26 protein-coding genes and 4 pseudogenes are annotated in these 24,607 nt (G+C 64.2%); 13 read left to right on the top strand and 17 right to left on the bottom strand.

All coding sequences use genetic code 11. The features are described from left to right. Positions 1-28: 28 nt before the first annotated feature. The 3 genes from C7W88_RS03945 (at position 29) to C7W88_RS24625 (ending at position 1,560) form a co-directional block, all read left to right on the top strand. Complete coding sequence (locus C7W88_RS03945) at positions 29-841, top strand: undecaprenyl-diphosphate phosphatase (RefSeq protein WP_118072568.1); 813 nt, start codon at positions 29-31, stop codon at positions 839-841. A 95-nt stretch (positions 842-936) separates the two neighbouring features. Further along, positions 937-1,203, top strand: coding sequence for a GlsB/YeaQ/YmgE family stress response membrane protein (locus tag C7W88_RS03950; RefSeq protein ID WP_039337201.1), 267 nt, complete (start codon positions 937-939; stop codon positions 1,201-1,203). Positions 1,204-1,275: 72 nt separating this feature from the next. Next, positions 1,276-1,560 (top strand): hypothetical protein, encoded by a 285-nt coding sequence (locus C7W88_RS24625; RefSeq protein ID WP_370073182.1) that lies wholly within the window; start codon positions 1,276-1,278, stop codon positions 1,558-1,560. A 74-nt stretch (positions 1,561-1,634) separates the two neighbouring features. Here the strand turns inward: C7W88_RS24625 and phhA are convergent. Continuing rightward, positions 1,635-2,524, bottom strand: a pseudogene (phhA, locus tag C7W88_RS03960) (phenylalanine 4-monooxygenase). A gap of 236 nt (positions 2,525-2,760) precedes the next feature. Here phhA and rpmG point away from each other — a divergent pair. From rpmG to ribA, 6 genes are all read left to right on the top strand, one after another. Continuing rightward, entirely contained in the window at positions 2,761-2,928 is a 168-nt protein-coding gene (gene rpmG / locus C7W88_RS03965) for a 50S ribosomal protein L33 (RefSeq protein ID WP_011446825.1), read from the top strand. Positions 2,929-3,025: 97 nt separating this feature from the next. Next, entirely contained in the window at positions 3,026-3,697 is a 672-nt protein-coding gene (locus C7W88_RS03970; protein ID WP_370073183.1) for an outer membrane lipoprotein carrier protein LolA, read from the top strand. A 632-nt stretch (positions 3,698-4,329) separates the two neighbouring features. After that, positions 4,330-4,620, top strand: coding sequence for a HigA family addiction module antitoxin (locus C7W88_RS03975; RefSeq protein WP_118072569.1), 291 nt, complete (start codon positions 4,330-4,332; stop codon positions 4,618-4,620). A 56-nt stretch (positions 4,621-4,676) separates the two neighbouring features. After that, positions 4,677-4,904 carry a hypothetical protein gene (locus tag C7W88_RS03980; protein WP_062343457.1) on the top strand — a complete coding sequence of 76 codons (228 nt, stop codon included), beginning with the start codon at positions 4,677-4,679 and terminating at the stop codon, positions 4,902-4,904. 59 nt (positions 4,905-4,963) lie between these two features. Next, on the top strand, positions 4,964-5,755 hold the full coding sequence (locus C7W88_RS03985; RefSeq protein ID WP_118072570.1) for an exodeoxyribonuclease III: 792 nt from the start codon (positions 4,964-4,966) through the stop codon (positions 5,753-5,755). After that, positions 5,752-6,816 carry a GTP cyclohydrolase II gene (ribA, locus tag C7W88_RS03990; RefSeq protein WP_118072571.1) on the top strand — a complete coding sequence of 355 codons (1,065 nt, stop codon included), beginning with the start codon at positions 5,752-5,754 and terminating at the stop codon, positions 6,814-6,816. The genes C7W88_RS03985 and ribA overlap by 4 nt, the downstream gene beginning before the upstream one ends. Here the strand turns inward: ribA and C7W88_RS03995 are convergent. From C7W88_RS03995 to C7W88_RS04025, 7 genes and pseudogenes are all read right to left on the bottom strand, one after another. Next, positions 6,813-7,115 (bottom strand): hypothetical protein, encoded by a 303-nt coding sequence (locus C7W88_RS03995; protein WP_118072572.1) that lies wholly within the window; start codon positions 7,113-7,115, stop codon positions 6,813-6,815. The two genes, ribA and C7W88_RS03995, sit on opposite strands and share 4 nt — an antisense overlap. 50 nt (positions 7,116-7,165) lie before the next feature. Beyond that, positions 7,166-7,507, bottom strand: coding sequence for a hypothetical protein (locus C7W88_RS04000; protein WP_205525246.1), 342 nt, complete (start codon positions 7,505-7,507; stop codon positions 7,166-7,168). Between the two features lie 62 nt (positions 7,508-7,569). After that, positions 7,570-8,565 carry a right-handed parallel beta-helix repeat-containing protein gene (locus C7W88_RS04005; RefSeq protein ID WP_118072574.1) on the bottom strand — a complete coding sequence of 332 codons (996 nt, stop codon included), beginning with the start codon at positions 8,563-8,565 and terminating at the stop codon, positions 7,570-7,572. Positions 8,566-8,676: 111 nt separating this feature from the next. Beyond that, positions 8,677-8,979: a hypothetical protein gene (locus C7W88_RS04010; protein WP_118072575.1), complete on the bottom strand. Its 303-nt coding sequence runs from the start codon at positions 8,977-8,979 to the stop codon at positions 8,677-8,679. Next, positions 8,972-9,184, bottom strand: a complete 213-nt coding sequence (locus C7W88_RS04015) for a hypothetical protein (protein ID WP_084279467.1) — start codon at positions 9,182-9,184, stop codon at positions 8,972-8,974. The genes C7W88_RS04010 and C7W88_RS04015 overlap by 8 nt, the downstream gene beginning before the upstream one ends. A 12-nt stretch (positions 9,185-9,196) precedes the next feature. Further along, positions 9,197-10,105, bottom strand: a complete 909-nt coding sequence (locus C7W88_RS04020) for an SPFH domain-containing protein (protein WP_118072576.1) — start codon at positions 10,103-10,105, stop codon at positions 9,197-9,199. A gap of 412 nt (positions 10,106-10,517) precedes the next feature. After that, positions 10,518-11,129, bottom strand: a pseudogene (locus C7W88_RS04025) (ribonuclease D); the annotation flags it as partial. A gap of 186 nt (positions 11,130-11,315) precedes the next feature. Here C7W88_RS04025 and cysD point away from each other — a divergent pair. From cysD to C7W88_RS04040, 3 genes are read left to right on the top strand one after another with little or no spacing between them, the layout of a single operon-like run. After that, the gene (gene cysD / locus C7W88_RS04030; protein WP_118072577.1) at positions 11,316-12,239 is read left to right on the top strand and encodes a sulfate adenylyltransferase subunit CysD; all 924 of its coding nucleotides are present in this window, start codon (positions 11,316-11,318) and stop codon (positions 12,237-12,239) included. After that, a complete protein-coding gene (gene cysN / locus C7W88_RS04035; protein ID WP_118072578.1) occupies positions 12,239-14,173 on the top strand; it encodes a sulfate adenylyltransferase subunit CysN in 1,935 nt (644 codons plus the stop codon). Before cysD ends, cysN begins: the two co-directional genes overlap by 1 nt. A gap of 31 nt (positions 14,174-14,204) precedes the next feature. Further along, the gene (locus C7W88_RS04040) at positions 14,205-14,477 is read left to right on the top strand and encodes a DUF2061 domain-containing protein (RefSeq protein ID WP_118072579.1); all 273 of its coding nucleotides are present in this window, start codon (positions 14,205-14,207) and stop codon (positions 14,475-14,477) included. A 5-nt stretch (positions 14,478-14,482) separates the two neighbouring features. On the opposite strand, the gene C7W88_RS04045 is transcribed toward C7W88_RS04040, so the two are convergent. After that, entirely contained in the window at positions 14,483-15,787 is a 1,305-nt protein-coding gene (locus C7W88_RS04045) for a UDP-glucose/GDP-mannose dehydrogenase family protein (RefSeq protein WP_118072580.1), read from the bottom strand. 98 nt (positions 15,788-15,885) lie between these two features. On the opposite strand from C7W88_RS04045, the pseudogene ung reads away from it, so the two are divergent. Beyond that, positions 15,886-16,567: pseudogene (gene ung / locus C7W88_RS04050) on the top strand (uracil-DNA glycosylase). 53 nt (positions 16,568-16,620) lie between these two features. Here the strand turns inward: ung and C7W88_RS04055 are convergent. The 8 genes and pseudogenes from C7W88_RS04055 to gpmA all read right to left on the bottom strand — a co-directional run bounded on the left by C7W88_RS04055 (position 16,621) and on the right by gpmA (position 24,584). Next, entirely contained in the window at positions 16,621-17,037 is a 417-nt protein-coding gene (locus C7W88_RS04055) for a DUF3035 domain-containing protein (RefSeq protein WP_118072581.1), read from the bottom strand. Next, positions 17,034-17,552, bottom strand: coding sequence for a signal peptidase II (gene lspA, locus C7W88_RS04060; protein ID WP_118072582.1), 519 nt, complete (start codon positions 17,550-17,552; stop codon positions 17,034-17,036). Before lspA ends, C7W88_RS04055 begins: the two co-directional genes overlap by 4 nt. Next, positions 17,552-20,583, bottom strand: a pseudogene (ileS, locus tag C7W88_RS04065) (isoleucine--tRNA ligase). The gene lspA and the pseudogene ileS overlap by 1 nt, the downstream one beginning before the upstream one ends. A gap of 327 nt (positions 20,584-20,910) precedes the next feature. Then, positions 20,911-21,834, bottom strand: coding sequence for a bifunctional riboflavin kinase/FAD synthetase (locus C7W88_RS04075; protein ID WP_205525247.1), 924 nt, complete (start codon positions 21,832-21,834; stop codon positions 20,911-20,913). Beyond that, a complete protein-coding gene (locus C7W88_RS04080; RefSeq protein WP_118072583.1) occupies positions 21,831-22,328 on the bottom strand; it encodes a dihydrofolate reductase in 498 nt (165 codons plus the stop codon). The genes C7W88_RS04075 and C7W88_RS04080 overlap by 4 nt, the downstream gene beginning before the upstream one ends. Next, positions 22,325-23,383, bottom strand: coding sequence for a 5-(carboxyamino)imidazole ribonucleotide synthase (locus C7W88_RS04085; protein WP_118072584.1), 1,059 nt, complete (start codon positions 23,381-23,383; stop codon positions 22,325-22,327). The genes C7W88_RS04080 and C7W88_RS04085 overlap by 4 nt, the downstream gene beginning before the upstream one ends. After that, complete coding sequence (gene purE / locus C7W88_RS04090; protein WP_118072585.1) at positions 23,383-23,868, bottom strand: 5-(carboxyamino)imidazole ribonucleotide mutase; 486 nt, start codon at positions 23,866-23,868, stop codon at positions 23,383-23,385. The genes C7W88_RS04085 and purE overlap by 1 nt, the downstream gene beginning before the upstream one ends. A gap of 29 nt (positions 23,869-23,897) precedes the next feature. Further along, positions 23,898-24,584, bottom strand: coding sequence for a 2,3-diphosphoglycerate-dependent phosphoglycerate mutase (gene gpmA / locus C7W88_RS04095; protein ID WP_118072586.1), 687 nt, complete (start codon positions 24,582-24,584; stop codon positions 23,898-23,900). Between the last annotated feature and the right edge of the window lie 23 nt (positions 24,585-24,607).

Consider the following 24,607-nt stretch of genomic DNA (forward strand, 5'->3'; position numbering starts at 1 on the left):
CTGCGCTGCGGCAATCGCTTGGGACATCATGGATACGATCGTCACCGCCATCCTGCTCGGCATTGTCGAGGGTCTCACCGAGTTCCTGCCGGTCTCCTCGACCGGACACCTCATCCTCGCCACCGAGCTGTTCGGCTATGACGCGCACCAGTGGGCGATGTTCAATGTCGTGATCCAGCTGGGCGCGATCCTCGCCGTGGTGGTGCAGTACTGGCGCACGTTCTGGGCCGTGGGCATGGGCCTGCTCAAGCTTAACCCGATGTCATTGCGGTTCCTGCGCAATCTGCTGGCGGCGTTCGTTCCGTCCGCAATTCTCGGCCTTGCCCTCAAAGACTACATCGACGTGCTGCTGGGCAGCCCTGCCGTGGTGTGCTGGGCACTGATCGTGGGCGGGGTGGCGATCCTGCTGATCGAACGCAGCGCGAAGACAGGCGAACTGACCGGCATCGGCGAACTGCCGCTGCGCCAGGCCCTCGGCGTAGGTGCCGCGCAGTGCCTGGCGATGGTGCCCGGCGTCAGCCGTTCCGGCGCGACGATCATGGGCGCGCTCGCCATGGGCATCGAACGGCGCACGGCTGCCGAATTCAGCTTCTTTCTGGCCATCCCGACAATGCTCGGCGCAACCGCGCTTGAACTGCTCGACAATCGTCAGGCCTTGATGGACGGGACGATGGGCGTGGGCTGGACGGAAATCGCCATCGGCTTTGCCGTGTCCTTCGTGGTCGCGCTTGCCGTGATCCGCTTCTTTGTTGCCTATGTCAGCCGCTCGGGATTCAAGCCCTTCGCCTGGTACCGCATCGTGGCCGGCGCTGTCGCACTCGTGTGGCTCGGAACGCGCTGATCCCCCGATAGGCCCACAACGCCCCGCCGCATTTGCGGAACCAAGTTCGTCGTCGGGATTTTAACCGACAACTGAACTTCAAAGGGGTACTTACCATGGGCCTTATCATTCTTCTCGTCGTCGGCGGCATTCTTGGCTGGCTCGCCAGCATCGTCATGCGCACCGATGCGCAGCAGGGCATTTTCCTCAACATCGTCGTTGGCATCGTCGGCGCGCTGCTCGGTGGCTTCCTGCTTGCTCCGCTGATTGGCGGCGGTTCCATCACCGACGGCATTTCGGCCGGCACGCTGATCGTTTCGTTCCTCGGCGCCCTGATCCTGCTGGCGATCGTGAACCTCGTTCGTCGCGGTTCGGTTCGCTAAGCCGCGATTTTCTGACTTTCAACCCGAAGGCGGTCGCTCTGGCCGCCTTCTCCATACCTGAAGGGGACTGACATGAAGGCAATTTTCAAGGGCGCGATGATGGCGTCTGTAGTGGCGATGGGCCTTGGCCTTTCTGCTTGCGACAGCGCGCAGGAAAACGCCGCCGAAGATCAGGCTGGCGCCGTGCGTGAATCGTCGGAAGCTGCTGCCGACGCCATGGAAGACAAGGCTGACGCCATGGGCGGCGCCTCGGAAGACGCCATGGAAGCCAAGGCTGACGCCGTCCGCAATGCTGGCGAAGCCAAGGCCGACGCCATGGAGGACAAGGCCGACACGATGGACAAGACCCCGGGCTGACCCTGAGTCTTTCCGCCTTAACGGCCTGAGGAAGCCCGGCGCACCCTGGAAGGCGCCGGGCTTTTTCGTATCTGTCAGACGGGCGTCGCGCCCGATCCCCGGCCCCGCGCAGGTGGTATTCCAGCGTCCCCCGGTGCAACACGTCGTCGATATCGATCACGGCTGTGTTGGCATAAGTAAACCCGGCGCCAAGCCCGCGATAGAGCCGATCGAAATCGCGCTCGACGGTCTGGTGATAGAGGTCCGCGAAGCTTTCGATCACGAAGTAGGTCGGCTGCAGATCATCGATTACGTAATCGGTCCGCATCACCCGATCGACATTCAGCATGATTCGGTTGGGCGATTGCCCTTCAAGTGCGAATACCGCCTCTGTCGGCCCCGACAGAATACCTGCGCCATAGACCCTGGGCGCACCGTCCTCCATCACCAGCCCGAATTCCACGGTATACCAGTAGAGCGCGCCAAGCGACTTGAGCCGGTTGTAGCGCATCGCCTTCCACCCGGCGCGACCGTACTCCTGCATGTAGTCGGCATAAGTCGGGTCGGTCAGCATCGGCACATGGCCGAACACGTCGTGGAAGACGTCCGGCTCCTGAATGTAATCAAACGTCTCACGCGTGCGGATGAAGTTGCCTGCCGGGAAGCGGCGGTTGGCGAGGTGCCAGAAGAACACGTGGTCGGGGATCAGCATCGGCACCGGCACGACGCTCCACCCCGTCAGCGCGCCGAGTTCTTCCGAAAGGCGGCCGAAGTCCGGTACACCACCCCGGCCGAGGTCCAGCCGCTGGAGCCCCTGCAGGAAGGCCCTGCACGCCCTCCCCGGCAGCACCTCCATCTGACGAGCATAGAGTTCGTCCCAGATGGCGTGCTCGTCTGCCGTGTAGGCGTGCTGTGCCGGCTCAAGCCAGTCCTCGCCCACGCGCACGGGGCGCTTGAGCGGCGCGGTGTAGACGCCGTCGGGCATCTCGGGCAGGCTGGCGAAGTCCGTGGCAAGGCTGGCAGGAACAGTCATCTTCTCTCAATCTGGTTTCTTATGCAACCATTAGCATGGAGCGCCCGTTCCGGCAAATCTCGCCGTCGGTCTGTCCTCGCTTGACTTTGCCCTGATTCTCCCCCAACGGCCCCACCCTGTGACGGCGGCGTGGAAACGCGCCGCCACATTCGTTTTCAGTTTCGCGCGCGAAAGTTCAGGATAGAGCCATGGCAAAGCCCACCACCGTCAAGATCCGTCTGGTCTCGACCGCTGACACCGGCTTCTTCTACGTGACCAAGAAGAATCCCCGCAACACGACCGAGAAGATGACCTTCCGCAAGTACGACCCGGTCGTGCGCAAGCACGTCGAGTTCAAGGAAGCGAAGATCAAGTAATCAGCGCATCCGCGCTTTACCCGTGAAGCCCGTCCCGCCATTTTCGGAACCGGGACGGTTCACGGCGAGTTCAACGCCGACACTGCAAGGAACGGCGATGAACAATACAATCTTCTCGACTCGCAAGATGGGCCGCCCGGTAACCTGTTCCGCTGCGGCCCTTTCGCTTGCCTTCGCTGCGGCCACGCCCGCAATGCTTCTCGCGCCCACCGTGGCGCAGGCGCAAGCCTCCGACATCGATCGCGCGGTCTCTGCGCTGCGCGGCATCACCACGCTGCGCGCAAACTTCACGCAGACCGATCGTTCGGGCCAGAGCGTTTCGGGCGTGCTGACGATGAAGCAGCCCGGCAAGATCCGCTTCCAGTATCAGAAGGGCGTGCCCTTGCTGATCGTGGGCGACGGCCGGGCGCTGACCATGATCGATTATGAGGTCCGCCAGGTTCAGCGCTGGCCGATCGGCAACAGCCCCTTGGGCGCACTGCTCGATCCCAAGAAGGACGTGGCGCGCTTTGCCAAGCAGTTGCCCACCGGCGATCCCGGCGTGATCAGCCTCCAGGTGCGCGACCCCAAGCATCCTGAATACGGCACGATCACCATGATCTTCGTGCGCAAAGCCGGCGCGCCCGGTGGCCTGCAGCTCGATTCGTGGGTCGCCCTCGATTCGCAGAACAAGCGCACCACCGTCCGCCTCTCGGGCCATCAGTACGGCGTGGCGGTGAACGACAGCACCTTCCGCTGGACCGATCCCCGCCGCCCCGTCACGCGCTGAGCCTCAACAACCTACCCTTGCCTCGTCATCCCGGGCTTGACCCGGGATCCCGCCTCCTGAGCGTTCGCCAAATAGCGGGACCCCGGATCAAGTCCGGGGTGACGAATGAATTTTTGAAGGGGTTACTCGTGCCCCGCACACCACCTATCGCCCCAAACCTTCACCTCACCCCCCAACCGTTCACCCCCTGCGACAAGCTGCGACCAACCTGCAGACACCGTTCATCGGGGCGCAAGCGAGGCGGGCGTAGAACGGTTTTCGACGAGGCGGTCGAGGCGGGTTTCCCCCCTGTTGCCCGGTCTCCTGGAGACCGCCGCGTCAAGCGTGACGAACGCAAATGGAACCCTCGGACCAATGCCCCCGGTCCGAGGGTTTTGTTTTATCATCCGATCTTCGCCCCCTGCGCGGCTGCGGACGGCAGCCTTCTTGCGCTTCCGGTGCTCACGACCATCAAGGTCGCTGCGCGCCGGTTCTCGAAGACCACCATCCTCGCTCACGCAGGAGACGAAGCTCGAACGATAAAATCGCGCCTCAATCCTCCCCGTTTTTCCGGAGGACAAACGGGGGGGACCGCCGGCGAAGCTGGTAGTTGAGGGGCGGAATAACGCGCCGAACGGTATAGGGTGCGGCCCATGACCATGATGCACAACCCTCCCCATCCCGGCGAACTGCTTCGTGACGAGGTTATCGAAGCGCTGAACCTGTCCGTCACCGAAGCCGCCAGCCGTCTCGCGCTGTCGCGCGTCGCTCTTTCGCGCGTGCTGAACGGCAAGGCGGGCATCAGCCCTGATCTGGCGCTGCGGCTTGAACAGGCAGGGGCAAGTACAGCCCGGGCGTGGCTGGCGATGCAGGCCAACTATGACCTATGGCGCGCGCGACAGCATGCGCAGCCTGCTGTTCGGCGGTTGCAGGAGGCAGCTTAAGAAGTGCTGTTATGCTAAGACAGGAGATGCGCTGGAATTCTGGTGGACATGCTGCAATGATCCTTGCCGCCGTCCCTTATGCAATTGCACAAGCGGCCCTCGATTTCCCGGCTCCTAGCGTGTTTGCGTTGATTGGGTTGCTTATCGCGGTGCCTATTGCGGCTGCCGCCGCTATCATCGCGCGCAAATCGGAAAAAGGCAGCTTCAAGCGCGGCTTCGCTACTTGGAGTGCGGCGGTTCACAGTGTATTCGCAGTTGTGTTTGCTGTCATGGCTTTGCGGTAGCTTTGACTGCACACGACATCCCATCTAGCAATCGCCCCCCGCAACCCTAAAGCAGCGCCATGATCTCGGTTGCCACATGGAACATCAATTCGGTCCGCTTGCGCGCCGATCAGGTCGAACGCTTTCTCGTGCAGGAAGCACCCGATGTGCTGTGCCTGCAGGAGATCAAGACGCCCGAAAACCTGTTCCCGCACGAGGTGTTCGAGAAGCTCGGTTACACCCACCGCGCGGTGCATGGGCAGAAGGGCTATCACGGCGTCGCCACTGTCAGCCGCATTCCGTTCCGCGATTTCAGCAAGCATGACTGGCAGGACAATGGCGAGGCGCGGCACATCGGCGTCGAACTGCTCGGCCCCGGCAACGGCTTGATCATCGAGAACGTCTATATCCCCGCAGGCGGCGACGTGGCCGACCGCGAGGTGAACCCCAAGTTCGGCCAGAAGCTCGACTTCCTCGAACGCATGACCCGCTGGGCCGAGAAGATCGAGCGCCCGACGCTGATCACCGGCGATTTCAACATCGCCCCGCTGGAATGCGACGTCTACGACCACAAGGCGCTGCTCAAGGTCGTCAGCCATACGCCGATCGAGGTCGAGACGCTGCAGCGCTTTGCCGATGCCCACGGCTGGGTCGACCTTGGCCGCAAGCACATCCCCGCGCCCGAACGCAATTACTCGTGGTGGTCCTACCGCTCCTACTGGCGCGCCAAGGATCAGGGCCGCCGCCTGGACCACATGTGGGCCTCTCCGCAAGCCGCCGCGCAGACGCGCTCGCACCGCTTCGTCGAGGAAACACGCAAGTGGGAGCAGCCTTCGGACCACATCCCGCTGATCACCGAGCTGGATTTGTGAGCGAAAGCAGAAACGCAGCACGAGCGCTCGACGCGCTGCGCCATGGCTGGGCGATCCGCGTTACCGGCGCGGATGGCGCGCTCGATCTGCTGCCAGCCGAAACCGCCTTTGCCCAGCCTGGCATCTACGCCGCGCGCCTGCTCATCTCCGCCGCCCGCGCCGCGACGCTCAAGCTCGCCAACCAGCGCGATGCTGCCGTGCCGGAAGCGCCGGTGATGATCCATGGCGCTGAGCCGTTCAGCCTCAATTCCGCACGCAATCTGGCCGATCCGGCGCAGGACCTCGGCAGTCCCTTGCGCGGGCCGTTCAAGGCCGATCCGATTGAGGCGCATGACGCCGCCGTCGCCGCGATGGACTTGGCGCGGCTGGCCGGAATCCTGCCAGCGTTTCTGGTTGCGACCGGCGTGGAAATCGCGGCGGAAGTTTCGACCAAGGATCTGGTGGCGTTCAAGGACCCGCTGAACCTCACCATCCAAGCCCGCGCCCGCCTGCCCGTTCACGCCTGCGAACATGCTGAAATCGTGGCATTTCGTGCGCGGGATGACTTGCGCGAGCACGTCGCGCTGGTGATCGGCACGCAGACCAGCGAGCGCGAGCCGGTGGTGCGCCTGCACAGCGAATGCCTGACCGGCGACATTCTCGGCAGCCTCAAATGCGATTGCGGCCCGCAGCTCGATGCCGCGCTGGCCCGCATGGCCGAGGAAGCCAATGCGGGCGGCTGGGGGGTGCTGCTCTACCTGCGGCAGGAAGGGCGCGGCATCGGGTTGATCAACAAACTGCGCGCCTACGAGCTGCAGGACCAGGGCTTCGACACCGTCGATGCCAACGAGCGCCTTGGCCTGCCGAGCGAGGCTCGTGACTTCCCGGTGGCGGCGCGGATGCTTGATCTGCTCGGCGTGCGGTCGATCCGTCTGCTCACCAACAACCCGCAGAAAGTGGCGACTTTGCAGGCACTTGGAGTAGAGGTGACGGAGCGCGTGGCACACCAGCTCCCCGCCAACCCCCACAACCAGCGCTATCTCGACACCAAGCGGGATCGCACCGGTCACTTGCTCCGTTAGAAGGCGCGCCACGCGATCAGCAGCACGGCGAGCGCGATTATCACTGCAAAGCCGAGCGCATAGCCCATGTCCTTGAGTGTGAATTTGTCCACGTTTTCAGAGCGGAAGCGGCGGTAGCCGCGTTCGGCGGCGGGGTTGCTGGCGACGAGCGCAACATCGAGCGCGCTGGCTTCGGAGCGGAACCAGTTGACCATGAGCTGCCGCTCTTCCGGCGTGACATCGGGGTAAGCGGAGAGGAGCGCCTCGACGTGGGCGCGGCGGGCGTCGACTGCTTTCGCAATCGTGGAAGTGTTTGACATTGCTGTATTCCTGACATGTTTGAACAGCGCCAGAAGGCGCGGGGCTCAGGTCAGGACAGTGGTGGCGCTCTCGGTGCTGGCAGCAGCGCCAGCGGCTGCGGCGCAGGCGGCGCGGTTTGCGGGGGCCAGAAACCCTCGGGCTGGAACAGCGCGGGCGCTGCCGGTTCGGGTGCGAGAACGAGCGGCGGCGGCGGTGCCATCGGCACGGCAACACGTTGAATTTGCGCGCGATTGGCCGGGGCGACCGCCGTGTCCACCGTCGCCGCACTGAAGGCCGAGCCGTGACGCACGGTCACGGGTGCCTCGAACGGGGCAATTGCGTGGGTCAGGACGGTAAGGGCAAGAAGGAGCGCCCAGAGCCGCCCGCCCAGCTTCAGGAGCGGTGAATGCAACATTCCAACTCCAGATAGACACTCGGGGCAGAGCGACAACTCCACCCAAACTCGGCGGAACTCTAGCGAGACTCGAAGCGGCTGAGGCCCGCCCCGAGGGCGTTGGCGCCGAGCGCCAGTTTGTCGCCCGACCAGTCCGCGACGAATGCCGACGAACGACTCACTCCCGGCGCAAACCGCGCATCGTTTCCAACAATCGCAAGGCCGGTCGCCGGGTGCGTCTTGCCCTCGGCGGCGATCGCGATGAAGGCGCTGTAGTTTTCCTTGTCGAGGCCCTGGACGAAGACGTTGTCGGCGATGCGACCGGTGGCGCCAGCGGGCAAGTCGATCATGTAATTGGTTGTTTTTCCGGCGGTATCGTCAAAGCTCGACTGGGTGACCTCGACGCGGCCCGCGCGGCTTTTCACATAGTGGCCGCCACGCCCAGCTTCGAAGCGGCTGCGGCGGATGGTGACGCTGCCGTAATCGCCGAAGTAGACCGAGTGGGCGCAGGACAATCCGCGGTCGCACCGGCCTAGCCGTGAAAAGGTCGACTTTTCAATGAGAACGGCACCCGCAGGATCGTCGGCGGAGAGAATGCCCTGCTCGCTGTCACGGAACCAGGACTGTCGCACGGTGAGGTTGCCGCGTTCAAGCCGGATTCCCGAGCCATTGGCATCGGGCACGCGGATGTTCTGGAAGATCAGGCCCTCGACCGTGGTGGAGCGGCCGCGTGCGACGATGGCGGCCTTGCCCTCGCAAGCCGCGCCATCGAACACCGTCTGGCCCGGGACTTGCGCGATGAAGCCGACGTCGCCTGCCTGCTGCACCGCGCAATCGCGATAGACGCCCGGTTCGATGCGGATCGTGCCGGTGCCTTCGCCGATGGCGTTCACCGCCTGCTGGAGCGCTGCGTAGCTGCGACCGGTCTCGACCACGGTGTAGGGCGAGCGCTGGCCCTGTGCGAAGAGCGCGGTGGCCGGAATCGTTGCGACAACCGCTATTCCCAGCAGGAAGACGGCAAGGCGCTGGCCACGGTGGCGGCGCTCTCTGGAGGCGAACGGGTTCATCATGCGCATATCTGGTCCCCGGCGTTTTCATGAACCGGGGTAGCGCGGAATGATTGACAGGCCCTTATGTTCCGTTGGGAACCGCGGGCCTGTCCGAAGTCACAGGGGCAATCTGCCCGATCAATCGCTCTTGCCCCAGCGCCACTTCCAGCCACCGCGCGTGCGCCTGGCCGAGATCGAGAAGACGACCGCCGTAGCGACGACGAACAACGCAAAGCCAAGCGTGCGAAGGCGTCCGTCGCCGCTGTCGTCGAGCCACTTTACCAGCAGCAGCAGTGCGACGTAGCCGACGATCAGCGCCCAACCCTGCCAGCGGATCGGCAGGCCGGAGCCGAGCCCGAAGCGCTTGGGGGCGAACCAGGCGCCGTCATCGGCGGGCAATTCCGCCTTGGGCGGGCGGGTGGTGTAGCGAGGATCAACCATCACTGTTCTCCGTTTTTGCTGGCCTTCCGCGCTTCACGGGCTCGGCGGCGGCCAGCTTCACGCCGCGCCTGGTCAGGGCCTCGCGCAGCAGCACTTCGATCTGGGCATTGGCTGAGCGCAAGTCGGCCGAGGCCGTGCGCTCGATCGCGGCGAACAGCGCCGGATCGATGCGCAATGGAAAGGCCTTCTTCGGACTTGGCGCCATGGCTAGCGCGCCTTACTGGTAAAGCGTGCCGGTGTTGACGACCGGCTGGGTGTCGCGCTCGCCACAGAGCACGACCATCAGGTTCGAGACCATCGCCGCGCGGCGCTCGTCATCGAGTTCGACCACGTTCTTTTCCGACAACTGGGTCAGCGCCATCTCGACCATCGAGACTGCGCCTTCGACCAGCTTCTTGCGCGCCGAGATCACCGCTTCGGCCTGCTGGCGGCGCAACATGGCGCCTGCGATTTCAGGCGCATAGGCAAGGTGCGTGAGGCCGCATTCGTCAACCGTGATGCCCGCCAGAACCAGCCGCGCGTTGAGTTCGGTGCGCAGTTCGGCGTTGATCTGATCGTGGTGGCCGCGCAGCGTGACCTCGTGATGCTCGATATCGTCATAAGGGTAGCGCGAGCCGATCGAGCGCACCGCGCTTTCGATCTGGACGAAGACGAAGGCCTTGTAGTCATCGACATCGAACAGGGCCTGCGCGGTATCGGACACGCGCCACACGACGTTGGCAGCGATCTCGATCGGGTTGCCGCGCAGGTCGTTGACCTTGAGCTTTTCCGAAACGACGTTGTTGGCGCGAACCGAGATCTTGGTCTTGGTCATCCACGGCCAGACCCAGCGCAGCCCGTGGTTGCGGTCCGTACCGCGATAGGAGCCGAACAGGTTGATCGCCGCGGCCTGGTTGGGCTGGATCATGTAGAAGCCCGAAGCGATGAACACGATGGCGACCGGCAGCGCGGCGATCGTGGCGATGAAGCCGGGCACGGCATCTTCCGACGGGTTGCCGCTGGCAAAGCCCAGCACCCGTGCGCCGGTGAGGATCACCAGCACGACCATGAGGACCAACATGAGATAGCCACTGATCGACCAGGCGCCCCTTTCGGTGCTGGCAGAATGCGTCTTCGACTCGGACATCGGAGATTCCCCTTAAATCTGATATCAAATTAATATCAAATCTGGTTGCAGGTGCAAGCGGATTTGGGGAGAGGTTTATGCCGTGCCGCTTGCCCACCCCCGACCCCTCCCGCCTGCGGGAGGGGGGCGTTGCGTCCTGCAGGTCTGACGTGCGGCTGGATCCTTTACGCGCCCCCAGCACATCCCTCTTGCAATCTGGACCGAATCACTCCACATTATCTGAGCGGACCGGGCCCCTCTGGCGCGGCGTTCTGGCCATAGTGGCAGTTCGCTTCGTGATGTCGGACCGCATCGGGTAATGCCGATGCCATGCGGGTCCGGGTCTCTTTCCCCTCGTTTCGGACTTTGGCCTCGCGGGCTTCGGCATTCCCGATCGTAGCAATTGCTCGACTAGGGAGCTTTTCATGTCCGCGTGGCTGAAGATGTCGCGCTCGGCCCAACCGGCAAGGTCGAGCCGGGCACGCATCGGCAGAAAATCGAAGCAGGCCTGCGCCATCGCCGTGCGGCCTTCACGCTCCAGCCGCTCGACCAGGATCGTGTGCATGGCATGAAGGTGGCGCACGTCGGATGCGGCGTATTCCTGCTGCGCATCGGACAGCACCGGCCCGCCCCAGTCGCTTGACTGCTGCTGCTTGGAAATCTCCTTGCCGAGCAGTTCGCGCACCAGATCTTTGAGACCGTGGCGGTCGGTATAGGTGCGCACCAGCTTCGAGGCGATCTTGGTGCAGAACACCGGTGCCGCAACGACGCCGAGGTAATGCTCGATCGCCGCCAGGTCGAAGCGCGCGAAGTGGTAGAGCTTGATCCGCGAGGGATCCGCCAGAACCGCTTTCAGGTTGGGCGCGGCAAAGCTGCTGCCCGGCGAGAAGCGGACGAGATGTTCGTCGCCGCGGCCGTCGGAAATCTGCACCACGCATAGCCGGTCGCGCGGGGTGATCAGCCCCATGGTTTCGGTGTCGACGGCGACGGGACCCGGCGCAAGCACGCCCTCGGGAAGGTCTTCTTCGTGGAAATGAACTGCCATCCCTGTCGCTTAGGCGGTTGGGCAAGTGCCCGCAAGCTTTCAGTCCCCCAACGAGCGGCGGCGCGTGCCTATCAAGCTGTCGTTTCGAGGGAGAAAGTATTGCCTGCGCGCCATGCTCCCAAATGGGAGCGCACGGGGTACTGCAAATCGCGCAAGGAGCGGCAACGCAATTACGGAGCGAGAGCCGTGGCATTCGACGCCAAGACCCTGACCCACCTCGAACGCCTGGAATCCGAGGCGATCCACATCATGCGCGAGGTCGTCGCCGAGGCGACCAATCCGGTGATGCTCTATTCCGTCGGCAAGGACAGCGCGGTGATGCTGCATCTCGCGCGCAAGGCCTTCTACCCCTCGCCGCCGCCGTTCCCGCTGCTCCATGTCGATACCACGTGGAAGTTCAAGGACATGTATGCGCTGCGCGACAAGATGGCGGCAGAGAGCGGCATGGAACTGCTCATCTACCAGAACCCGGAAGCCGCCGAGAAGGGTATCAACCCGTTCGACCATGGTTCGCTCCACACCGACATGTGGAAGACCGAAGGGCTCAAGCAGGCGCTCGACAAGTACGGCTTCGACGCGGCCTTTGGCGGCGCGCGGCGCGACGAGGAAAAGAGCCGCGCCAAGGAGCGCATCTTCTCGTTCCGCACCGCCAGCCACGGCTGGGATCCCAAGAACCAGCGCCCCGAACTGTGGAACTTGTACAACGCACGCAAGAACAAGGGCGAATCGATCCGCGTATTCCCGATCTCGAACTGGACCGAGCTCGACATCTGGCAGTACATCCACCTCAACGACGTGCCGATCGTCCCGCTCTATTTCGCGGACGAGCGCCCGACCTACGAGTGGGAAGGCCAGCTGTTCATGGCCGACGATATCGAGCGCCTCGAGAAGGTGCTGAGCTATCGCCCCGAAATCACCATGAAGTCGGTCCGCTTCCGCACATTGGGCTGCTTCCCGCTGACCGGGGCAGTCGAAAGCACTGCCAAGACGCTGCCCGAAGTCATTCAGGAAACCCTGCTGACCACCACCAGCGAACGCCAGGGCCGCGTGATCGACAAGGATGCCGGTGGCGCCGGCATGGAAGTTAAGAAGCAGCAGGGGTACTTCTGATGACGGAAACGACACTTGGGCAAGACGTCATCTACAAGACCGAAGCCCTCATCGCCGAGGACATCGACGCCTATCTCGAACAGCATCAGCACAAGACCATGCTGCGCTTCATCACCTGCGGGTCGGTGGACGATGGCAAGTCGACGCTGATCGGCCGCCTGCTCTATGATTCGAAGATGATCTTCGAAGACCAGCTCGCCGCGCTCGAGAACGATTCGAAGAAGGTCGGCACGCAGGGACAGGACATCGACTTCGCGCTGCTGGTTGACGGCCTCGCCGCCGAGCGCGAGCAGGGCATCACCATCGACGTCGCCTATCGCTTCTTCAACACCGAGAAGCGCAAGTTCATCGTCGCCGATTGCCCCGGCCACGAGCAGTACACCCGCAACATGGTCACCGGCGCCTCCACGGCCGACCTCGCGGTGATCCTGATCGACGCGCGCAAGGGCGTGCTGGTGCAGACGCGCCGCCACTCCTACCTGTGCCACCTGATCGGCATCCGCAACATCGTGCTGGCCGTGAACAAGATGGACCTGGTGAACTACGATCAGGCCACCTTCGACGCCATCGTCAAGGACTACGGCGAGTTCGCGAAGTCCATCGGCATCGAGAGCTTCACCGCCATGCCGATTTCCGGCTTCAAGGGCGACAACATCACCACGCCTTCGGCCAACACGCCATGGTATCAGGGACCGACGCTGGTCGAGCACCTCGAAACCGTCGAAGTGCTGTCCTCGGTCGATGCCGACAAGCCGTTCCGCATGCCGGTGCAGTGGGTCAACCGCCCCAACCTCGATTTCCGCGGCTTTTCTGGCCTGATCGCTACCGGCTCGGTCAAGCCGGGCGACGAAGTGCGCGTCCTGCCTTCGGGCAAGACCAGCAAGGTCACCCGCATCGTCACGCTTGACGGCGATCTCGAACAAGGGGTTGCCGGACAGTCGGTCACGCTGTGCCTGGCTGACGAAGTCGATTGCTCGCGCGGGGACGTGATCAGCCTTGCCGACAATCCCCCGCAGGCCGCAGACCAGTTCGAGGCGACTCTCGTCTGGCTCAATGACGAAGCCATGCTGCCGGGGCGCGCCTACTGGCTCAAGCTCGCCACGCAGACCGTTTCGGTCACCGTGCAGCAGCCGAAGTACGTCGTGAACGTCAACACGATGGAGCAGCTTGCTGCGAAGACTCTGGAGTTGAACGCCATAGGCGTGGCCGAGATCGCCACTGACAAACCGCTGGTGTTCGAGGCCTACGGCGACAACCGCACGCTCGGCGGCTTCGTGCTGATCGACAAGATGAGCAACGCCACGGTCGCCGCCGGCATGCTCAACTTCTCGCTGCGCCGCGCCCAGAACGTGCACTGGCAGGCGCTCGACATCAGCCGCGAGGCCCATGCCGCGCTCAAGCGCCAAAGCCCCAAGGTGCTGTGGTTCACCGGCCTGTCGGGCTCTGGCAAGTCGACCATCGCCAACCTGGTCGAGAAGCGCCTGCACGCCGTGGGCAAGCACACCTTCCTGCTGGACGGCGACAACGTGCGCCATGGCCTCAACAAGGATCTCGGCTTTACCGAGGCCGACCGCATCGAGAACATCCGCCGCGTCGGCGAAGTCGCGCGCCTGATGACCGATGCCGGCCTGATCGTGCTGACCGCCTTCATCAGCCCGTTCCGCGCCGAGCGCGAGATGGTGCGCGGGTTGATGGCGACGGGTGAATTCGTCGAAATCTTCGTCGACACCCCGCTGGAAGTAGCCGAGGCGCGCGACGTCAAGGGCCTCTACAAGAAGGCGCGTTCCGGCCAGCTCAAGAACTTCACCGGCATCGACAGTCCCTACGAAGCACCCGAAAACCCGGACTTCCGCGTCGATACCACCCAGGAATCGCCCGAGGACGCAGCCGAGCGCATCGTGAATGCCCTTCTCGGCTGGGCTCCCACGATCTAGGCAAGCATCTCTGGCCGGGAGGGAACCGCCAATGATTCTGTTTCACGGACACGAGGCGCACACCCGCTCGATCGTCAAGGCGATCAGCTGGCGGACGCTGGGAAGTATCGACACGTTCCTGCTTGGTTGGCTGTTCACCGGCAGCGCCAAGGCTGCCGGCGCTATCGCCGGGACCGAAGTGATCACGAAGATCGGGCTCTATTACTTCCACGAGCGCGTGTGGAGTTCGATCCACTGGGGCACCCAGCGTCCCGCTGTGGAAGATGAGGACGCCGCCATCAGCGCCGAGGCAGGCCTGGTCTGACCTTCTCAGACCCGGCCGATGCTGCTGTAGGCAAAGCCTGCCGCACGCGCCTCGGCCGGGTCATAGACATTGCGCAGGTCCACCAGCACCGGCGCATTCATCAGGCTCTTCACCCGCGCAAAATCAAGCGCGCGGAACGCATCCCATTCGGTGACCAAGGCAACCGCGTCAGCTCCCGCGACGGCTGCATAAGTCGATGCTGCCATCGTCACCTCCGGCATGATCTCGGCTGCGGCCTCCATGCCTTCCGGATCGTAGGCCACCACTTCGGCCCCCGCATCGAGCAGCGTCTGCACGATCGCAATCGAGGGGGCATCGCGCATGTCGTCGGTGTTGGGTTTGAACGTCAGCCCGAGCAGCGCCACGCGCTTGCCCCGCGCATCGCCGCCAAGCGCCTCGATCACCTTGCGGCCCATCGCACGCTTGCGGCTGTCGTTGACCTTTACCACCGCTTCGACCAGCCGCACCGGGCTGTTGTAATCCTCGGCGGTCTTGAGCAGTGCCAGCGTGTCCTTGGGGAAGCACGATCCGCCATAGCCCGGCCCGGCGTGCAGGAATTTCGAACCGATGCGGTTGTCGAGGCCGATGCCCCGCGCCACGTCCTGCACGTCGCCGCCGACCTTCTCGCACAGATCCGCCATCTCGTTGATGAAGGTGATCTTGGTGGCGAGAAAGGCATTGGCAGCGTACTTGATAAGCTCACTGCTGCGGCGCGAGGTGAACAGGATCGGCGCCCGGTTGAGGAACAGCGGGCGATAAACCTCGCGCATCACGCCGCGCGCCCATTCCTCCTCGGCACCGATGACGATGCGGTCAGGCCGCTTGAAATCGCCGATCGCGGCGCCCTCGCGCAGAAACTCAGGGTTGGATACCACGGCGAACCGCACATCGGTTCCGCTCTCGCGAATGATCCGCTCCACCTCGTCGCCGGTGCCTACCGGCACAGTCGATTTGGTCACCACAACAGTCGGCGTCCTGATGTTCTCCGCCAGTTCCTGCGCCACGGCATAGACATAAGTCAGGTCGGCGTGGCCATCACCCCGGCGTGAAGGCGTGCCCACGGCGATAAAGATTGCCGCAGCATCTTCGATGGAACTGGCAAGATCGGTCGAGAATGACAGGCGTCCGGCCTTGACGTTGGCGGCGACCAGCTCGGCAAGGCCCGGCTCGTAGATCGGCATGACGCCGGCGCGCAGCCGCTCGATCTTGCTCTCGTCCTTGTCGATGCACACCACATCGTGGCCGAAATCGGCAAAGCAGGCTCCCGAAACCAGCCCGACATAGCCCGAGCCAACCATTGCGATCTTCATCAAAGCACTCCGTACAGCCATGCGCTGTTAGCAAGCACCGGCCCATCCCGGAACCCTGCTTGCGGGTGGGCCTCCTAACCGTCTAACCTTTCGCCAAGATGACCATCATTTCCTTGCCCAAAAGCTGGCGGCCGAGCCTCGAACCGGTCCTGCATTCCCCCCCTTGCGCGATCTGGACGCCTTCCTCGACGCCGAAGAGCGGTCGGCCAAGGCCATATACCCGCCACGCGATGCGCGCCTCGCCGCGCTGGAACTCACGCCGCTCGATCAGGTGCGCGTGGTGATCCTCGGGCAGGACCCGTACCACGGCCCGGGCCAGGCGCACGGCCTCGCCTTCTCGGTACAGCACGGCGTCAGGATCCCGCCGAGCCTGGTTAACATCTACAAGGAGCTCGAAGCCGACCTCGGCATCCCCCGCGCCCCCACGGCAACCTGACGCGCTGGGCGCAGCAAGGCGTGCTGCTGCTCAACAACGCGCTGACTGTCGAGGCGGCCCATGCCGGCTCGCATCAGGGCATGGGCTGGGAACTGCTCACCGATGCCGCCGTCGAAGCTGTCGCCTCGCGGCCCGATCCCACCGTGTTCATGCTGTGGGGCAGCCATGCGCAGAAGAAGGCAGCGCGGATCGGCGCCCTGCAGAACGGCCCGCATCTCGTGCTGAAGGCGCAGCACCCCAGCCCGCTCTCGGCCTACAAGGGCTTCTTCGGTTCGAAACCGTTCAGCCAGGCCAATACCTTCCTCGAAACCCATGGCCGTGGTGCGATAGACTGGCGCGTCTGACGCAAAAAGCCCCGCCAGAGCGGGGCTTTTCATATCGCACTCAAGCCGAAAACTCAGCCCGGGATAGAAGCCGAAGCGGCCTGACCGTCACCTTCCGGCGCGGCGAGGATGTCGCGCACGACCTGGCCCTTGGCCACGGTCTGCGTGCCGGGATCGCCCACGGTCGAACGGATCGAGGCGGCGGCCGTGCCCGCACGATTGAGCGTGTCGGTCTCGACGCTGGAGCGCGCCGAAGGGCCGCCGAACAGGGTTTCGAGCGTCTGCTTGCCGGTTTCCGAATCCTGCGGACGCGGCGCGCCGGGGCTCGGCGGGGTCAGCGCGAAATCGGGCGGCACCACCAGCGGCGCAGCGCGGGTCACTGCCATTTCATCGGGACGGTCACGGTTGAACAGCGAACCGCCGCCACCGCAGGCCGAGAGCAGGGTCGCCCCCGAGACGACAAGAGCAAGGGCGGCAGCTTTACGCATCATGCATTCTCCGTGGCGGTATGGTCGCCGCTATCGTTTGGCTTTTCGCGCGATTTGAACGAGCGGGCAAGCAGTATCAGGACACCGAACGTGATCGCCACGTCGGCCAGATTGAAGATGGCGAAAGGCCGCCATTCGCCGATGTGCAGGTCGGCATAATCGATCACATAGCCCAGCGTCAGCCGGTCATAGATATTGCCGAGCGCTCCGCCGAGCACGAGCCCCAGCGCCAGGATATCGCCCCGCAAGGTCTCGCGCAGCATCCACACCGTCACGCCCAGTGCGATGAGCGCGGTGACGATGATCAGCCCGTACCGCATCTCCATCGAGGTCGCCGTAAACATGCCGAAAGAGACGCCCTCGTTCTCGGCATAGCGCAGGTCGAAGAAGGGCAGCAGGTCGATCACGCCGCGGTCGCGCAGCATCAGCGGGCCGACCATCACCGCCTTGACGATCCGGTCGACCACCGCGACCAGCAGTGCAAGGCCAAGGCCCTCGATGCGCGGGCGCGCCAGCATCAAGCGACCGCGCCTGCGTCAATCGCCGTCACGACCGCGTCGCAACGGTTGCACAGGTCGCCGTCTTCCGAGACTTCCGGAAGCAGGCGCCAGCAACGGCCGCACTTGTGGTCGGTGGAACGGGTGACGGTCACGTCACTGCCCTGCCCGCGATTGACTGTCGCGGTGATGAACAGCTCTGCCAGATCGGCCTCCGGCGCGCTGTCCGGCACGGTCACGACCGCTTCCAGCCCCGAACCCAGCACTTTCTCGCGGCGCAACGGCTCGATCGCTTCGTTCACCGTCTGGCGCAGCGCGCGAAGTTCACTCCAGCGCGCTTCGTCCACCGAAACCGCGGGCACCTCCGGCCATTCCAGCAGATGCACGCTGTCGCTGCCCGGATAGCGCGAGGCCCATACCTCTTCCGCCGTGAACACCAGCACCGGCGCGCCATAGCGGACCAGCGCGTGGAACAGCGTGTCGAGCACGGTGCGATAGGCGCGGCGCTTGGGGTCCGAAGGCGCGTCGCAGTAGAGGCAGTCCTTGCGGATATCGAAGAAGAACGCCGAGAGGTCCTCGTTGCAGAAGTCGGTCAGCGCGCGGACATAGGTGTTGTAGTCGAAATCCTCGACAGCCTGTTTCAGCGCGGCATCGAGCTTGCCGAGCAGGCCGAGCATGTACTGCTCCAGCTCGGGCATGTCTGCCACCGGCAGCCGCTCGGCCTCGCTGAAGCCGTCCAGCGCGCCCAGCAGGTAGCGGTAGGTGTTGCGCAGCTTGCGGTACTGATCGGCAACGCCCTGAAGGATCTCCTTGCCGATGCGGTGGTCCTCGGTGAAATCCACCGAGAGCGCCCACAGCCGCAGGATGTCCGCACCGTAATCGCGCATCAGGTCGATCGGGCTGATCGTGTTGCCCAGGGACTTGGACATTTTCATGCCCTTCTGGTCCATGGTGAACCCGTGCGTCAGCACCGCGTCATAAGGCGCCCGCCCGCGCGTAGCGCAGGATTCGAGCAGCGAGGACTGGAACCAGCCGCGATGCTGGTCCGACCCTTCGAGATAGAGGTTCGCAGGCCACTGCAGGTCCGACCAGCGCCCCGATTCCAGCACGAAGGCGTGGGTGGAGCCGGAATCGAACCACACGTCGAGAATGTCGGTGACGCGCTCGTAATCCTCGAGCTTGTACTTGTCGCCCAGATACTCCTGCGCCCGTTCCTCGTCCCACGCATCCACGCCCTCGGCCATGACCGCCGCGACGATGCGCGCGTTGACGTCCGGATCGTTGAGGTACTGCCCGGTCTTGCGATCGACGAACAGCGTGATCGGCACGCCCCAAGCGCGCTGGCGGGAAAGCACCCAGTCAGGGCGGCCCTCGACCATCGCGCCGATGCGATTGCGGCCCTTTTCGGGGACGAAGCGGGTGTCGGCGATGGCTTGGAGGGCGATCTCGCGCAAAGTAGCCCCTCCGTCAGCGCTACGCGCTGCCACCTCCCCATTTGGTTCCACAAAATGGGGAGGATTTGATCCTCCCTGTTTCTCCGCAGGATAAACGGGGAGGGGGACCGCCGCCGCAGGCGGGGTGGAGGGGTAATCGCCCGATCCATCGGCACGAACCACTGCGGCGTGCAGCGATAGATCACCTTGGCCTTCGAACGCCACGAATGCGGATAGGAATGCTTGTAATCGGCAGACGCCGCCAGCAAACCGCCAGCCTCGCGCAGGTCTTCGCAGATCGGGCCATCGGGCGCATTGAACTTGGGGTTGATGACCGAGCCCTGCCCGCCGAGCCAGCCCCAGTCCTCGCGATACTTGCCATCGCCCTGCACCGCGAAGACCGGCTCGATCCCGTACGCCTTGCACAGCGCAAAGTCGTCCTCGCCATGGTCCGGCGCCATATGGACAAGCCCGGTGCCGCTGTCGGTGGTGACGAAGTCGCCGGGAAGCATAGGACGCGGCTTGGCGAAGAACCCGCCGAGCGCGTGCATCGGGTGGCGGCAGACGGTTCCGGCGAGATCGGAGCCCTTGATTGAGGCATCTACATCCGAATCTGGATCGACGAACTCTTGGAGAGATGGTGCTCCATCGTCACCGAATTCGAGCGCCTTTGCTGCCTTGTTCAGGCGATCCGAGAAGGAGGTCGCCAATTCTTTCGCAACAAGAAACTTGGAAATCCGGTTGGTATGGAAAGGCAGACCGGCTGCCGCCAACACCTCGTTGACCCGCTTGTCGCCACTCGCGCCAACTCCAACAGTATCCGCTGTGACAGACAGCAGCACATACTCAACCTCAGGCCCATAAGCCAAAGCCTGGTTCACCGGGATCGTCCAAGGCGTCGTCGTCCAGATCACAGCATGCGCGCCGACCAGTTCGGGGATCGGCGACTCAACAATCTCGAACGCCACGTCGATCTGGGTCGAGACGATGTCCTCGTACTCCACCTCGGCCTCGGCCAGCGCGGTCTTCTCCACCGGCGACCACATCACCGGCTTGGCGCCGCGATAGAGCTGGCCGCTTTCGGCAAACTTCAGCAGTTCGCGCACGATGGTGCCCTCGGCCTGCGAATCCATCGTCAGATAGGGGTTGTCCCAATCGCCATTGATGCCGAGGCGCTTCAGTTGCTCGCGCTGCACGTCGACCCACTTCTGGGCGTAGGCGCGGCATTCGGCACGGAATTCCTTGGGCGGAACCTCGTCCTTGTTCTTCTTCTTCTTGCGGTACTCTTCCTCAACCTTCCATTCGATGGGCAGGCCGTGGCAGTCCCAGCCGGGCACATAGGGCGCGTCCTTGCCCAGCAGCGTCTGGGTGCGGCAAACCATGTCCTTGAGGATATGGTTCAGCGCATGGCCGATGTGCATGTCGCCATTGGCATAGGGCGGGCCGTCATGCAGAATGAACTTCTCGCGGCCTTTGCGGCTCTCGCGAACTTTCCGGTAAATGCCCTCGTCCTGCCAGCGCTGCAGGATCACCGGCTCCTTCTGGGGGAGGCCAGCCTTCATCGGGAAATCGGTCTTCGGCAGGAAGACGGTCGGGCGGTAGTCGCGTTGCTCGGTCATGACCGGCGGGCCTTAGCGCTGCTGTGGGCTTTGCGCAATTTTTCTGGCGTGGCGGGAGAGTCGTTTCGCGCAGAGGCGCAGAGGGGGCAGGGATCGCAGAGAAGTTTGCGGGCTTCGCCCGGAATGTCTCACGCAAAGACGCAAAGACGCAAAGAGATCGGTAGCGCCGCAGGCCTTGATTGCCTATCGTCTGGAGCGCCAGCGGGTCAAGGCGGCTTCGCCGCAAAGCGCTACACCTTCGCGTCTTTGCGTCTTTGCGTGAGAATATTCTACTCTTCTCCGCGCCCTCTGCTTTCTCTGCGCCTCTGCGTGAAACAGAATCCGCCGCTACGCCAGCAACTCGCGCGCCCGTTCGCAATCGCGCTCCATCTGCGCCACCAGCGCATCCAGCCCATCGAACTTCGCCTCGGGCCGCAGGAAGTGGTGGAACGCCACCTCGATTTCCTGCCCATAGAGATCGCCGGCAAAATCGAAGAAGTGCGGCTCGAGCAGTTCCTTGGGCGGATCAAACGTCGGGCGAATGCCCAGATTGGCAGCGCCCTTGAGCACGCGCCCGTCAGGCAGACGCCCGGTCACCGCGTAAATGCCATAGCGCGGGCGCAGGTACATTCCGATGTCGAGATTGGCAGTGGGGAAGTTGATCGTGCGGCCCAGCTTGTCGCCATGCTGCACCATGCCCCTGATCGCGAAGGGCCGCGTCAGCAGCTTCGTCGCCGCCTCGCAATCGCCCGATTTCAGGGCATCGCGAATGCGGCTGGAGGAGACAACCTCGCCCTCCAGCGTGACCGGCCCCACCGCGCGCGCGCGCAACCCGAAGCGCGGCCCATCCTCGCGCAAGACCTGCGCATTGCCGCTGCGGCCCTTGCCGAAGGTAAAGTCCTCGCCTGTGACAACGCCCACCGCACCGAGATGCCCGACCAGCCCCGCCTCGATCCACTCGAGCGCGGTCATGCCCGCCACCTCCGCGCCGAAGTGGATCACCAGCATCGCATCCGCGCCCGCCGCGCCGAACAGTTCCTGCCGCTGGTCCAGCGTGGTCAGGCGGAAGGGTTCGGCATCCGGCTTGAAATGCCGCACCGGATGCGGATCGAACGTGGCGACGATCGCCGGCCGGCCTTCCGCCTTTGCCCAGCGGATCGCTTCGCCGACGACAGCCTGATGGCCAAGGTGGAACCCGTCGAAGTTACCCAGCGCCAGAATGGCTCCGCGCATCGATTCCGGAACCGGCTGCAGGCTGTCGAGCCGGATCATGCGTCAGCTCTGGCGTAAGTGACGAAATCGAAAGCGGGTCTTTCAGACTCAGCCGGATGCACTTCGCGCGATACCTCTGTCCACTCCGGTCCGAGCGGCTCCATCACGGTATCGCCCTCGAACTTTCCGTGTATCTCGGTCAATTCCACGCGTTCGGCAAGGGGCATGAACAGGCGGTAGATCTCCGCCCCACCGACGACGGCGACTTCGCCCGCTCCCGCAATCGAGAGCGCCTGCTCGACGGAGGTCGCCACTTCCGCCCCGTCAGCGCTCCAAGCGCCGTCGCGCGTCAGCACGATATGGCGGCGGCCCGGTAGCAACCCTGGCAGGCTCTCGAATGTCTTGCGGCCCATGATCATGGGCTTGTTCATGGTCAGCGCCTTGAACCGCTTGAGGTCGGCAGGCAGGCGCCACGGCAGGGCATTGTCCTTGCCGATCACGCCATTGTCGGCGCGGGCATAGATCAGGAAAAGTCCGGGTCGAACCCCGCTCACAGCACCAGCCGCGTCACGTGGCCCATCTTGCGCCCCGGCCGCACTGCCGCCTTGCCATATAAGTGCAGGTGATTGGCGGGGTCGGACAGGATTGCGGGCCAATCGTGCGCATCGTCGCCGATCAGGTTGTCCATGACCACGCCCTTGGCCGCCAGCGCGGTCGATCCCAGTGGCAAGGCGCAGATCGCGCGCACGTGGTTCTCGAACTGGCTGGTGAGCGCGCCCTCGATAGTCCAGTGCCCGGAATTGTGCACGCGTGGCGCCATCTCGTTGAACACCGGGCCGTCCGCCGTCGCGAAGAATTCCAGCGTCAGCACGCCGACATAGTCCAGCGCATCGGCCACTTTCGCTGCCAGCGCCCGTGCCTCTTCAACCTGTGCGACAATCACCGGCGAGGCCGGCACGGTCGAACGATCCAGAATGCCGCCCTTGTGCACGTTCTCGGCGCTGTCCCAGAAGCGCACTTCGCCCGCTTCGGTGCGCACGAGGATCACCGAGAACTCCGCGTCGAAGGTCACGAAGCCTTCGTAGATGAGCGGCTTGCCCGGAAGCTCAACGGCCTCGGCATCGGACGGCGCCATGATCCGCCACTGCCCCTTGCCGTCATAGCCATCGCGCCGCGTCTTGAGGATGCCCGGTGCGCCGATGCTGGCCACCGCCGCGCGCAGGTCCTCCATCGTATCGACCGTCGCCCAAGGCGCGGGCCGACCGCCCAAGCCTTCCACGAACGACTTCTCGTTCACCCGGTCCTGCGCCACTTCCAGCGCCTTGGCTGGAGGATGCAGCGGCGCATGCGCGGTCACCGCAGCCAGAGGTGCCGCAGCCACGTTCTCGAACTCGTAGGTCACGACCGCACACTGCGCGGCAAACGCCGCCAGCGCTGCCTCGTCGTCATACGCGCCTTGCGTGAACGCCGCACAGACATCGGCGGCAATCGAATCCGCTTCGGGCGCATAGACGTGGCAGCGATAGCCAAGGTTCGCCGCCGCCAGCGCGATCATCCGGCCAAGCTGGCCGCCGCCGAGGATGCCGATCGTCTCGCCCGGTGCAATCATCAGACCGGCTTCTCCGCCACCGAATCGGTCTGTGCGGTGCGGAAGGCGATCAGCCGCTCCGCCAGCGCCTCATCCGACGTCGAAAGAATCGAAGCGGCAAGAATGCCCGCGTTCGTCGCCCCCGGAACGCCGATCGCCAGCGTGCCGACCGGTATGCCACCCGGCATCTGCACGATCGACAGCAGCGAATCCATGCCCTTCAGCGCCTTGGATTCCACCGGCACGCCGAGCACCGGCAGGTGGGTCATCGAGGCGACCATGCCCGGCAGGTGCGCCGCGCCGCCCGCGCCCGCGATCACCACCTTGAACCCCTCGAGATGCGCGCCCATGGCAAAGCTTACCAGACGCTCGGGCGTGCGGTGCGCCGAGACGATGCGGCATTCATGCGCCACGCCGAGCTTTTCCAGCACGGCAGAGGCGTTCTTCATCGTCTCCCAATCGGACTGGCTGCCCATGACGATGGCGACCAACGGTTTGTCACTCATCTCCCCGCCCCCTTCAGGCTATCGGGCGCTCAGCGCTCCGAGAGGTAATAGCGTTCGATCTCGGCCAGATTGTCGTCGAGTTCATAGACGATCGGCTGCCCGGTCGGAATTTCGAGCCCGGTGATGTCCTCGTCCGAAATGCCCGAGAGGTGCTTGACCAGCGCGCGAAGCGAGTTGCCATGAGCCGAGACGATGACCGTTTCGCCGGCGCCCAGCGCAGGCGCGATCTTCTCTTCCCAGCACGGCAGCACACGCGCGATGGTGTCCTTGAGGCTTTCGGTCGAAGGCACCGCGATCCCGGCATAGCGCGGGTCGGACGACAGATCGAATTCGCTGCCCGCTTCCAGCACAGGCGGCGGCACGTCGAAGCTGCGGCGCCAGACCTTGACCTGATCGTCGCCATGCTTGGCCGCGGTCTCGGCCTTGTCGAGCCCGGTCAGGCCGCCATAGTGCCGCTCGTTCAGGCGCCAGTCCTTGTCTTCCTGCACCCACAGGCGCCCGGCTGCCTCAAGCGCCAGATGCAGCGTCTTGATCGCGCGGGTCTGCAGCGAGGTGAAGGCCAGCGTCGGCAGCACACCCTTGTCCTTGAGCAGCTTGCCCGCGGCGAAGGCTTCGGCCGCGCCCTTTTCCGTAACGTCGACATCCCACCAGCCGGTGAAGCGGTTCTCGAGGTTCCACTGCGACTGGCCGTGGCGAATCAGGATCAGGCGAGGCATCGGGGCATCCTGTAACTGACAAA

It is taken from the genome of Novosphingobium sp. THN1 (genome assembly GCF_003454795.1).
Lineage (GTDB): Bacteria > Pseudomonadota > Alphaproteobacteria > Sphingomonadales > Sphingomonadaceae > Novosphingobium.

Excerpts from the sequence above, each read along its gene's own strand:
- C7W88_RS03945 (WP_118072568.1), top strand. The coding sequence starts at position 29 with ATGGATACGATCGTCACCGCCATCCTGCTCGGCATTGTCGAGGGTCTC.
- C7W88_RS03950 (WP_039337201.1), top strand. The coding sequence starts at position 937 with ATGGGCCTTATCATTCTTCTCGTCGTCGGCGGCATTCTTGGCTGGCTC.
- C7W88_RS24625 (WP_370073182.1), top strand. The coding sequence starts at position 1,276 with ATGAAGGCAATTTTCAAGGGCGCGATGATGGCGTCTGTAGTGGCGATG.
- rpmG (WP_011446825.1), top strand. The coding sequence starts at position 2,761 with ATGGCAAAGCCCACCACCGTCAAGATCCGTCTGGTCTCGACCGCTGAC.
- C7W88_RS03970 (WP_370073183.1), top strand. The coding sequence starts at position 3,026 with ATGAACAATACAATCTTCTCGACTCGCAAGATGGGCCGCCCGGTAACC.
- C7W88_RS03975 (WP_118072569.1), top strand. The coding sequence starts at position 4,330 with ATGACCATGATGCACAACCCTCCCCATCCCGGCGAACTGCTTCGTGAC.
- C7W88_RS03980 (WP_062343457.1), top strand. The coding sequence starts at position 4,677 with ATGATCCTTGCCGCCGTCCCTTATGCAATTGCACAAGCGGCCCTCGAT.
- C7W88_RS03985 (WP_118072570.1), top strand. The coding sequence starts at position 4,964 with ATGATCTCGGTTGCCACATGGAACATCAATTCGGTCCGCTTGCGCGCC.
- C7W88_RS03995 (WP_118072572.1), bottom strand. The coding sequence starts at position 7,115 with ATGTCAAACACTTCCACGATTGCGAAAGCAGTCGACGCCCGCCGCGCC.
- C7W88_RS04005 (WP_118072574.1), bottom strand. The coding sequence starts at position 8,565 with ATGCGCATGATGAACCCGTTCGCCTCCAGAGAGCGCCGCCACCGTGGC.
- C7W88_RS04010 (WP_118072575.1), bottom strand. The coding sequence starts at position 8,979 with ATGGTTGATCCTCGCTACACCACCCGCCCGCCCAAGGCGGAATTGCCC.
- C7W88_RS04015 (WP_084279467.1), bottom strand. The coding sequence starts at position 9,184 with ATGGCGCCAAGTCCGAAGAAGGCCTTTCCATTGCGCATCGATCCGGCG.
- C7W88_RS04020 (WP_118072576.1), bottom strand. The coding sequence starts at position 10,105 with ATGTCCGAGTCGAAGACGCATTCTGCCAGCACCGAAAGGGGCGCCTGG.
- cysN (WP_118072578.1), top strand. The coding sequence starts at position 12,239 with ATGACGGAAACGACACTTGGGCAAGACGTCATCTACAAGACCGAAGCC.
- C7W88_RS04040 (WP_118072579.1), top strand. The coding sequence starts at position 14,205 with ATGATTCTGTTTCACGGACACGAGGCGCACACCCGCTCGATCGTCAAG.
- C7W88_RS04045 (WP_118072580.1), bottom strand. The coding sequence starts at position 15,787 with ATGAAGATCGCAATGGTTGGCTCGGGCTATGTCGGGCTGGTTTCGGGA.
- C7W88_RS04055 (WP_118072581.1), bottom strand. The coding sequence starts at position 17,037 with ATGATGCGTAAAGCTGCCGCCCTTGCTCTTGTCGTCTCGGGGGCGACC.
- lspA (WP_118072582.1), bottom strand. The coding sequence starts at position 17,552 with ATGCTGGCGCGCCCGCGCATCGAGGGCCTTGGCCTTGCACTGCTGGTC.
- C7W88_RS04075 (WP_205525247.1), bottom strand. The coding sequence starts at position 21,834 with ATGATCCGGCTCGACAGCCTGCAGCCGGTTCCGGAATCGATGCGCGGA.
- C7W88_RS04085 (WP_118072584.1), bottom strand. The coding sequence starts at position 23,383 with ATGATTGCACCGGGCGAGACGATCGGCATCCTCGGCGGCGGCCAGCTT.
- purE (WP_118072585.1), bottom strand. The coding sequence starts at position 23,868 with ATGAGTGACAAACCGTTGGTCGCCATCGTCATGGGCAGCCAGTCCGAT.
- gpmA (WP_118072586.1), bottom strand. The coding sequence starts at position 24,584 with ATGCCTCGCCTGATCCTGATTCGCCACGGCCAGTCGCAGTGGAACCTC.